The organism is Micromonospora sp. MW-13 (genome assembly GCF_003434305.1).
Classification (GTDB): domain Bacteria; phylum Actinomycetota; class Actinomycetes; order Mycobacteriales; family Micromonosporaceae; genus Micromonospora.
The window spans coordinates 813,242-821,499 of sequence record NZ_QKKX01000009.1 but is presented as its reverse complement, the minus strand read 5'-3'; the positions used below and the strand labels follow the sequence as shown (position 1 = coordinate 821,499).

Annotated in this window: 7 protein-coding genes and 1 tRNA gene; 4 read left to right on the top strand and 4 right to left on the bottom strand. The window is 66.5% G+C overall.

Features of this window, described 5'->3' with window-relative positions:
- Nucleotides 1–111: helix-turn-helix transcriptional regulator (locus C5N14_RS33750; protein ID WP_133305761.1), on the bottom strand; the 111-nt coding region annotated here is incomplete at its 3' end.
- Between the two features lie 469 nt (nucleotides 112–580).
- Between C5N14_RS33750 and C5N14_RS31700 the strand changes: the two genes are divergently transcribed.
- Nucleotides 581–1,219, top strand: a complete 639-nt coding sequence (locus C5N14_RS31700; RefSeq protein WP_128763530.1) for a hypothetical protein — start codon at nucleotides 581–583, stop codon at nucleotides 1,217–1,219.
- A 2-nt stretch (nucleotides 1,220–1,221) separates the two neighbouring features.
- On the opposite strand, the gene C5N14_RS31695 is transcribed toward C5N14_RS31700, so the two are convergent.
- Complete coding sequence (locus tag C5N14_RS31695) at nucleotides 1,222–2,016, bottom strand: hypothetical protein (protein WP_128763529.1); 795 nt, start codon at nucleotides 2,014–2,016, stop codon at nucleotides 1,222–1,224.
- 2,337 nt (nucleotides 2,017–4,353) lie between these two features.
- On the opposite strand from C5N14_RS31695, the gene C5N14_RS07805 reads away from it, so the two are divergent.
- The 3 genes from C5N14_RS07805 to C5N14_RS07795 are packed head-to-tail and all read left to right on the top strand — an operon-like array spanning nucleotide 4,354 to nucleotide 7,306.
- Nucleotides 4,354–5,892 (top strand): replication initiator, encoded by a 1,539-nt coding sequence (locus tag C5N14_RS07805; protein WP_371685811.1) that lies wholly within the window; start codon nucleotides 4,354–4,356, stop codon nucleotides 5,890–5,892.
- Complete coding sequence (locus C5N14_RS07800) at nucleotides 5,889–6,086, top strand: excisionase family DNA-binding protein (protein ID WP_117667012.1); 198 nt, start codon at nucleotides 5,889–5,891, stop codon at nucleotides 6,084–6,086. Before C5N14_RS07805 ends, C5N14_RS07800 begins: the two co-directional genes overlap by 4 nt.
- Complete coding sequence (locus tag C5N14_RS07795; RefSeq protein ID WP_117666849.1) at nucleotides 6,086–7,306, top strand: site-specific integrase; 1,221 nt, start codon at nucleotides 6,086–6,088, stop codon at nucleotides 7,304–7,306. The genes C5N14_RS07800 and C5N14_RS07795 overlap by 1 nt, the downstream gene beginning before the upstream one ends.
- A 77-nt stretch (nucleotides 7,307–7,383) precedes the next feature.
- Here the strand turns inward: C5N14_RS07795 and C5N14_RS07790 are convergent.
- Both C5N14_RS07790 and C5N14_RS07785 read right to left on the bottom strand, forming a co-directional pair.
- Nucleotides 7,384–7,455, bottom strand: a tRNA-Val gene (locus C5N14_RS07790).
- A gap of 50 nt (nucleotides 7,456–7,505) precedes the next feature.
- Nucleotides 7,506–8,081 (bottom strand): TIGR02611 family protein, encoded by a 576-nt coding sequence (locus C5N14_RS07785; RefSeq protein WP_117666847.1) that lies wholly within the window; start codon nucleotides 8,079–8,081, stop codon nucleotides 7,506–7,508.
- Between the last annotated feature and the right edge of the window lie 177 nt (nucleotides 8,082–8,258).

Here is an 8,258-nt window from a genome sequence, read left to right as displayed (position 1 = left end):
GATCATCGAAATGTAAGAGGCGGTCACACCTACCCGGTCGGCCAGTTGCTGTTGCGTCATCCCGGCGGTGTCCCGCCAACTGGCGACGCGCAGCCCAATGTAGTCAGCCATGACTCCTCCTGCACGAGGTCGACGACTTCCGGCGTAGAGCATGCACAACGGACGGTACGTGGGGTCACGCTTCGCGGCCAGCCCAACACCGCACGCGCGCTGCCAGGTCACCACCAACCGCCAGCCCTCCGGTGCGCCGACCTCTCGCTTGTAAGGGGCCTTGTTGCTGTCACTGTTGCTGTCGAGAACAACAGGGGCAGCATGCAGAGTCAGCGTTGCTCGTAGCAAGATCGCGGATGGCTGGCACAGTCGTTCGCTGGACGGCGCTCAGTAGAGTTGCTCTATGAGCCATGACGGCGTGCGCGAACACGCTGATGACCCAGTTTCTACATCGGCCACCCCTTCGCCACGGCCTGCGAGGGCCAATGCTGAGGCGTCGCAAGGCGCAGCGGAGTCCTTCTTCTCGACGCACCTCGCGTTGTCACTGTCAGCGATTCCCGTTCTCCTTGTCTTCCTGCGGGTCGGTCGAGTGGCGGGCTTCGAGCCGACAACGCTCATCATGCTCATTGAAACCGTGGACGTGTTTCGACTAGCTCTCACGACGCTTATCCAATGGGGACCGCCTTTGATCTTAATGGCCATCGGACTCTCCTTCGTCTCGATGTCTAGGCTCGAAGCCCCCCAAGCAAGCGATAACGTCAGAATTAACACGGCAGTTCGGCATCTGTTCGCAACGGGCCTTCTACTGTGCATCCTTACAACATCGCCCACTATGCTGGCCGCCGTGGCGGCGTTCGTTCTGATAAACGCGCTCACGGAAAGGATCTGGAAATTCATCGATCGCCGCCGCAGGAGGCCGCCAATCTACGCCGATCTCGGCGCCATCTACTTCACACTTGCAGCGCTGCTTTTGCTTGCGCCAAATTCAATGTGGCTGCCGGCCGAGAACATTCACACAGCAGGAAGTAGCGCCGTCACGGGCTACGTTTTGAAGGAGAATGACGATCGGACCACAGTCCTAGTTGACTCCGATCGCCGCATTATTGTCATCCCGAGTGATTCAATTACCACAAGGGAGCCATGCCGACTCGACCCGACCACAAAGCCACTTGCCGCCTACATAGGCGGCGCTACCGCCAGCGTTCCCCAGTGCCCGAAATCTAGATGAGACTATGGGAAGGGAATGAGATCGGACAGCTTATTTCCAATGACGCCTAGAATGAGAGCGCCAGCGACGCCCGCAATCGCCTTCGTCCGCTTATTGGCGTAAACCGATTTTGCTAGCACCCTCCACTGTTGCATCCGGTTATCGGGAACGCGCACAAGCAGCACGAGTGCCTGATTGACCTGGAGCCTTGGCCCACTGAAAGCAAAAAGCGAAAAGCCACTCAGAATTGCCACAGTCAAGAGCCCCAAACGCGCGGGTACACTCGCGTCACTTTGCTGCACAGCCCAAGATACTAGTATCATCGGGGCTATTCCGGAAAGCATCCAAAACAGCGCCCGTAGACCACCCATCCGGTCGACATATCCAACCATCATGCGTCGGAACGCCAGTTCAGACGCTCCCAGCACCGCAGCTGACTCATTGCCCTCCACCCGTAGCACGAGGCCAGGTAGCTTCTGTCGAGCCACGAGGGTCGCCTTGGTCCCGCTATCTGTCCTCACTGAGATGCGAACAGCCAAGACCTCGGCGAGACGCTCGGGAGCCAGAAGCTCTCGCAGGCTGTCAAGCTCATTTGCTGCCGAACTTGTTCCGTCGGTCCAGGAGACGCAGGCCAAAGCAGCCTCATCCTCGGAACCCATAGGGTTCCTGGATAGTTGCTCTAGGACGCTGCAAAGTTCGTCCACTGTCCCGCTCCAACACTCCACGTAAGCGCTGGCCCCGATTACTCCGGTGTTTTGCACACGGTCAAGGGCCGGTGCGCTTGCGTAGGCCCCACGGGTCCACTTGGGTTCCCTCATGGGAGGAGGATTGCATGGGCTCGATCAAGACGACAACACAGTGCCGCCCACGCTTGCCACCATCCCGATGCTCCTATGGATGTCAACCCAGCGACTCCTTGACCCCCAGGCAACCGACAAGACTCGCTGACCTGCCACACAGCACGCGGCTAGCTGCGACATCCGTCCACGGTCGTCCGTGCGCGTCCATCGTCGCTTGGGTCGGTGGTCACCCAGTTAGTCACTCAGGTATCTGGGAGCTGCTCTGACTGCTCCGTACGGCGGAGGCGAACGGGTTGAACTTCGCTCGACGGGATTCTTCTACCTCCAGGTCCCTGCTGAGCACTGCGATCGCACACCTCTTGGAGCAGGTCACAGCAGCAAGGTTCTTCTGAACGACATGACTGCCATTGTGACCATCCGTAACCAGCATTGTCTGCTCGACCTGGACCCAGCTCGTCCAACGGCTTGAGTCCCACCCCATGTCGTCGGGGCACTCGGGGTTTGCACAGGTGGCCACGTCACCCTCCCTAGTAGTGCGACAGAGCCTACCCCGCGTACCGCCACCATCCACGATGCCGCACGCTGTACGTGCGAGGCACCCCGCGCGGAAGCTCCCTGGTCACCCCTTCCTGACCAGTCTGCCTGGTTCGCAGCGGGAGCGAACGACGTAACGCCTCGACAGTGGTCTACCCTCGGCGCATGTCAGGAGCTGCGCCGGGATGGGTTGCGTACGTCGCCCTGGGGACATCCACGCTAGCTGTCCTTGTATCGGCGGTGGCCGCACGCGTCGCCTATCTAAGTTATCAAGCGAGCGGCCCAAGGCTCCGACTCCAAGTGGTCCACGAGAAGACAGATCCCTCGGCAAGGCGCGTCGTGATGGCCTTCACTGTCACCAACGAGGGTCGAGGAGACGTCAGTATTCAGGGCTTCCGCATCACGCCCTATGGCCACCGACGGCCTGTCCTGGACGTGACAGAAGTGGAAGGCCCTACGCTTCCTGCTCGCCTTGAGGGCAGCTCAAGGGCCACTTGGCATGCGAATGTCCTGCCAGTGGCACGCGAGTACGATCAGGCGCTAAGATCCGGAAAAATTAAGCCCTACTCGTCCTGGCCCTCGCAGTTCTATTTCACACTTTCGGCCGGAAACGGCACGAACGTGCACGATCGAGCACATCAGTTCGACGCCAGAAGGATCATCGCAGATGCCTTTCCGTCGGACTAATCGAGTGCTGAGCCAACACGTGTAGCCGTTATGACCATGCTCGCCGCTGTGCCATCCCGTCTGCCGTCGACCCGCACTCCATGTGGAGCGGGCCGCCGCCCGGCCCGCCAGTCAAGACGGCCTTGACGGCTCGTACGGACGCTGGCGGGTCGGGCGGTGGTCTGCTCGGCTCGCCCGGGTCGACGGCGGGCGGGATGGCTCCCCACCGCAACCACCCACGGACCGCGAGCCGCCGACGGCCCCCCGGCCATCCTGGAGCCGGAGCGCCCCCGCCGGAGGCGCAGTAACCGCAACCCCGCCAACCAGCCCGCCGGCCGCCGACGGACCCGGCGTCGCTCCCCCACGCCGCGCGGGTGTCGGCCGCGCGGCCCGGCCGGCTGCCGGCCCACCACCCCCACCGGGAAACGGCCGGTCGTCATGCGGCGGCCCACCGGGCTACCCGCTGTCCGCGCCAGCCGCCGGGCGTGTTGCGTGACCGGAGTCGGAGCGTCAGCGGAGCGACGGGCGCGCGCCCTGGTGGCGGCGCGTGCGGCCCGTTCAGGGCCGCCTTGATAGACGTACAGAAAGTCCTCCCACACCGGCTGGCAGGCTGGCAGCCCGGCCGGATCAGCCCCGGCACCGGACTCACGGCGGGTTGACGTGTCCGTACCCGGTGCTACTCTGGCCTTCGTCGAACACGCCAGCGCGGCCTTCCTGCCGGATCGCTGGACTCGACCCCGGAGATGCTGAGCGGCCTTCCTGCCGCTGATGCGGGCCACGTCCCGCCGGCTCTCGATCGCACCGGCCGCTGTGCCGGCCCCGGAATCCGCTGAGTGGTCCAGCACGGCCTTCCCTGCCGTCCACGATGGCCCGGGTTCGTTTCCCTCGACGGGTGGAGATCGCCTGCGGCAACTTCCCGGATGCCGACGATCAGGCACCCCCCCGTCCCGGCATCACACAACGTCCAGCAACCGGAAGGACGCATCCCAGCGGCGGTCGGTGGCCGATAGCCATGCTTCCGCCCTCCGGCGTCAGCCGCCCTCCCAGGCGGTGCCAGGAGACACCACGGACACCACCGACGGACACCGCTCCGGCGTCCGGTGGCAGTTCGTCGCCCGTCCCTGCCACCCGCCTTGAGGAGAATCCGTGTCCACCCTGCCCACCCTCGCCGCCGGCCGTGACGCCCAGGCCCTGCACCGAGCCGCCACGCCGGACTTCTTCGGCTGGCTGGAGCACACCCGCTCCGCCGGTGGCTGCACCCGCCCGATCCGCCTGACCGGCACCCTCACCGCCGTCGAGACCGACACCGGCCGCGTCCTGGAGCAGCGGCACACCGACGAACTGCCCGACCGCACGCTCTACAAGGCGTGCGGCAACCGGCGTGCCGCCCAGTGCCCCGACTGCGCCTGGGTCTACGCGGGCGACGCCTTCCAGGTCGTCCGCTGCGGCCTGACCGGCGGCAAGACCGTCCCCGCCACGGTCGCCACGCATCCGGTCGTCTTCGCCACCTTCACCGCCCCGTCCTTCGGCCCGGTCCACCACCGGCACATCCCCCGGCACACCTGCGCCGACCGGCGGCGCTGCGACTGCCGACCGGCCCCCTGCCACGCCCGCCGCACCGCCGGCACCTGCCCTCACGGGCAGCCTGCGGCGTGCTTCGCCCGCCACGACAGCGATGATCCGCAGCTCGGTCGGCCGCTGTGCCTGGACTGCTACGACCACGACCACCAGGTCGTCTGGAACGCCTTCTCCGGCGAGCTGTGGCGGCGCACCAAACAGGCCATCGAACGCCACCTCACCGCCCTGTGCCGCCAACGCGGCATCGGTCACGTCCAAGTCGCCACGGACACGGGCCGAATCCGCCGGGTGCCGCCGGTGCGGGTGTCACACGGCAAGGTAGCCGAGATGCAGCGCCGGGGCGCGGTGCACTTTCACGCCCTGCTGCGCCTCGACGGCGTCGACCCCCACGACCGGCACGCCCTGGTACCACCGCCGGCCGGGATGACCGTTGACGACCTGGACGCCGCCGTGCACGCCGCCGCCCGGCAGATCACCCTCACCACCCCACCGCACCCCGACCGGCCGCACGGCTGGCCAATCACCTGGGGCGAACAGATCGACGTCCGCCACATCGGCACCAGCGACGGCGACATGACCGACGGGAAGGTGGCCGCCTACCTCGCCAAGTACGCCACCAAGTCCACCGAGGCAACCGGCCACTGCTCCACCCGACTCACCGCCGACACGATTGACGCCTACGCCGACCCCGAAGGCGACCACCTCGCCCGCCTCATCGACGCCTGCTGGCGACTCGGCCGCCCAACTCACCACCACACCACCCCCAAGGCCACCCCGGCCGACGAGCGTCAAGGCGACCTTGACACCGAACCCAACGCCTACGCCGGGCTGCGCCGCTGGGCGCACATGCTCGGCTACGGCGGTCACTTCCTCACCAAGGCCCGCCGCTACTCGGTCACCTTCGGCCTGCTCCGCGACACCCGCGCCACCTACCGCCGCGCCGAGGAAGGCACCGCCGACACCGTCACCGTCGGCTCTCTCACCTTTACCGGCTCCGGCTGGCTGACCGACGGGGATGCCCTGCTCGCCAACACCGCCGCTGCCCAACACCGGGAACGCAGACGCATCGGCCGGGAAGAACTCGCCCACGAGGCGTGGTCGGGGGTGGCGGCTTGAGCAGGAACCTCACCCCGCGCTGGTACTCCCCCGCCGAGGTCGCCGTCCTGCTCGGCTTTGGCCTGTCCAAGGTCAAGATGAAGATCGCCACCGGCGAACTGCGCTCCATCAAGGACGGCAAGTACCGCCGCATCCTCCCCGAATGGGTCGACGACTACATCCACGAGCAGGTCGAACGGCAGGAGGCCGCCTGATGCCCGGACGCGCACGAGCCAACGGCGAAGGCTCCATCTACGCCTACCGAAACGGCTTCGCCGCCTACGTCTGGGTCACCAAGCCCGACGGCAAACGCACCCGCAAGTACGTCTACGGCCCCACCCGCGAAATCGTCCACGACAAGTGGATCAAGCTGCACCAGCAGGCCAAGGCCGGGCCGGTGGCGACCAGTGTCCCGACGGTCGGCAGCTTCCTCACCTACTGGCTGACCGAGATCATCGAGCCGAACCGGGCACCGCTGACCTACGCGACCTACGAGACGTTCGTCCGCCGATACCTCGCCCCGGGCCTCGGGGCCAAGCGGCTCGACCGGCTCCAGCCGCGCGACGTGCAGACCTGGATCAACCAGGTGGCCCGCACCTGCCAGTGCTGCGCCCAGGGCAAGGACGCCGCCCGTCGCAAGGACAAGCGGCGCTGCTGCGCGGTCGGCCGCTGCTGTCAGGCCGTCCCCTCGACGCGGACGGTCAGCGACATCCGGGCCGCGCTGCGGGCCGCCCTCACCCACGCCCAGGCCGAAGACCTCATCACCAGGAACCCGGCCGTGCCGGTCACCCTCGCCACGGTCCGCCGCCGACGCGGTAAGTCCTGGTCGAGCGACGAGGCCCGCAAGTTCCTCGAATCGGCTCGCGCCGACGAGGACCCGCTCTACGCCGCCTACTCCCTGGTCCTCGTCACCGGCCTGCGCAAGGGCGAGGCATTGGGGCTCACCTGGGATGACATCGACCTCGACTCCGGAGAGCTGACCATCGGCCGGCAACTGCAACGCGTACGGGGAAAACTGCTCCACCGCGACACCAAGACCCAGGCGTCCGACGCCACCCTCCCGCTCCCCGACATCTGCGTGACCGCACTCAAGCTGCGAAGCGCACAACGCGACGAGGCACGAGAAGCCGCCGGAAAGGCGTGGCAGGAATCCGACCTCGTATTCACCACCCGTTATGGCACGCCCATCGAACCGCGCAACTTCCAACGCTCCTGGCGGACCCGGTGCGACAAGGCGGGAGTCAAGCCGATCACCGTCCACGACGCCCGCCGCACCTGCGCCACCCTGCTCGCCGACCTCGACGTACACCCGAGAGTCGCCATGCAGATCCTCCGGCACGCCCGTTTCTCCGTGACGATGGAGATCTACACCCAGGTCTCGTCGAAGGCGACCCGGGAAGCCCTCAAGCGCCTCGGCGACTCGCTCGGCCGCTGACGCCGTTGCTGTACTTCGCTGCTGTACGACAGCAGAAAGGCCACCTCCCGTTTCCGGGAAGTGGCCTTTGACCTGCGTGGGCGATGCTGGTATCGAACCAGCGACCTCTTCGGTGTGAACGAAGCGCTCTCCCACTGAGCTAATCGCCCTCAGCGCCGATGACTCTACCCGATCGAGGGACCGGACTGCGAATCCGGGGTCAGTGCGTCGCGAGGTAGTGCAGCAGCCGGGCCAGCAGGTCGATGCCGAGGCTGTACTTGAGCGAGAGCCAGAACACCACGGCGACGAAGACCAGGCCCACCGACCCGAGCACGAACCGCACCGGCAGGGACCGGCTGGTGGCCCACCGGGTCCAGCCCTGCACGTGCCGGCGGGTGAAGTTGAGCAGCCGGCGGGCCCAGTGGAACTCCACGGCCCAGATGCCCAGCCCGGCGATCACCAGCAGCCAGCCGGGGCCGGGCAGCGGGATCAGGGCGACACCGATGGTGACGACCAGGGCGCCGGCGATGGAGATGAAGATCTTGAGGGTGACCCGGCCGGTGGGGTTGGCGCGGATCAGGTCGAGGGTGCTGACCAGCCGCTGCCGCCAGCGCCTCGGGCGCCGCTCCGCGACCGCCGTCCCGCCCCCGGACGAGGAGGCGTCGACGCCACCCCGACCGCGCCGGTCGCGCTGATTCTTCGGCACTGCGTACCCCCGCCTTTCGGCTGCTCGGACCCCTCCTTTCGGGGGGCTGGGCCGGGCCGGCCCATCCACTGAGGATCGGTTCGTGACCATTTCGTCCTCCAGTGTCGCCCCGGCCCGTCACTCCATCGGACCACTGGACGTTACCGGAGTAAGTCGACGTCTGAACCACCCCGATGCCGGGCGGGATCACGCACTGGGCAGAACCGGATATCGTACAAGAATTTTCACATTCTAGCGGCGTTTCCGACCCCCTTCCCACCACTGGGT